Here is a 1,879-nt window from a genome sequence, read left to right on the forward strand (position 1 = left end):
CTGTTGTTTGAGAACTCAATAGTGTGCCAAGTTTGTTGATACCGATTGTTTTATTGATTGGTTGAATTATGCCGGATTGCCCGCACCCCCGTGTGTGGTGGTCTGGTTTTCAGCTGGTTTCGAATTTTGTGCAGCCGCGTTTGCCGTTATTTCCGGTGGGTGTGGTTGTGTCTGTTATTTTTCAACGGAGAGTTTGATCCTGGCTCAGGATGAACGCTGGCGGCGTGCTTAACACATGCAAGTCGAACGATGATCCCAGCTTGCTGGGGGATTAGTGGCGAACGGGTGAGTAACACGTGAGTAACCTGCCCTTGACTCTGGGATAAGCCTGGGAAACTGGGTCTAATACCGGATATGACCATCTGGCGCATGTCATGGTGGTGGAAAGCTTTTGTGGTTTTGGATGGACTCGCGGCCTATCAGCTTGTTGGTGGGGTAATGGCCTACCAAGGCGACGACGGGTAGCCGGCCTGAGAGGGTGACCGGCCACACTGGGACTGAGACACGGCCCAGACTCCTACGGGAGGCAGCAGTGGGGAATATTGCACAATGGGCGCAAGCCTGATGCAGCGACGCCGCGTGAGGGATGACGGCCTTCGGGTTGTAAACCTCTTTCAGTAGGGAAGAAGCGAAAGTGACGGTACCTGCAGAAGAAGCGCCGGCTAACTACGTGCCAGCAGCCGCGGTAATACGTAGGGCGCAAGCGTTATCCGGAATTATTGGGCGTAAAGAGCTCGTAGGCGGTTTGTCGCGTCTGCTGTGAAAGACCGGGGCTCAACTCCGGTTCTGCAGTGGGTACGGGCAGACTAGAGTGCAGTAGGGGAGACTGGAATTCCTGGTGTAGCGGTGAAATGCGCAGATATCAGGAGGAACACCGATGGCGAAGGCAGGTCTCTGGGCTGTAACTGACGCTGAGGAGCGAAAGCATGGGGAGCGAACAGGATTAGATACCCTGGTAGTCCATGCCGTAAACGTTGGGCACTAGGTGTGGGGGACATTCCACGTTTTCCGCGCCGTAGCTAACGCATTAAGTGCCCCGCCTGGGGAGTACGGCCGCAAGGCTAAAACTCAAAGGAATTGACGGGGGCCCGCACAAGCGGCGGAGCATGCGGATTAATTCGATGCAACGCGAAGAACCTTACCAAGGCTTGACATGAACCGGAAAGACCTGGAAACAGGTGCCCCGCTTGCGGTCGGTTTACAGGTGGTGCATGGTTGTCGTCAGCTCGTGTCGTGAGATGTTGGGTTAAGTCCCGCAACGAGCGCAACCCTCGTTCTATGTTGCCAGCGGTTCGGCCGGGGACTCATAGGAGACTGCCGGGGTCAACTCGGAGGAAGGTGGGGACGACGTCAAATCATCATGCCCCTTATGTCTTGGGCTTCACGCATGCTACAATGGCCGGTACAAAGGGTTGCGATACTGTGAGGTGGAGCTAATCCCAAAAAGCCGGTCTCAGTTCGGATTGGGGTCTGCAACTCGACCCCATGAAGTCGGAGTCGCTAGTAATCGCAGATCAGCAACGCTGCGGTGAATACGTTCCCGGGCCTTGTACACACCGCCCGTCAAGTCACGAAAGTTGGTAACACCCGAAGCCGGTGGCCTAACCCTTGTGGGGGGAGCCGTCGAAGGTGGGACCGGCGATTGGGACTAAGTCGTAACAAGGTAGCCGTACCGGAAGGTGCGGCTGGATCACCTCCTTTCTAAGGAGCTGCTAACAACATGTTCTCCTGCCTGCATGGGTGGGGGGTGGTTGTCAGTGTTGCCCATTGCGCAGGCGTTTGTTCTGCGGTGGGTGCTCATGGGTGGAATATCAACGAATCAAAGTTTTTTGGCATGGCCTTTGTGGTTGTGTCCTGGTGCCAGTACGGCAGTGCCCGC

At 55.8% G+C, this 1,879-nt stretch carries 1 rRNA gene; it reads left to right on the top strand.

The features are described 5' to 3' along the window. Nucleotides 1–181 precede the first annotated feature (181 nt). Nucleotides 182–1,701: ribosomal RNA gene (locus tag PJL15_RS22505) — 16S ribosomal RNA — on the top strand. The last annotated feature ends 178 nt before the right edge of the window (nucleotides 1,702–1,879 follow it).

The sequence above is a fragment of the Paenarthrobacter nitroguajacolicus genome (genome assembly GCF_029952445.1).
Taxonomy (GTDB): Bacteria; Actinomycetota; Actinomycetes; order Actinomycetales; family Micrococcaceae; genus Arthrobacter; species Arthrobacter nitroguajacolicus_B.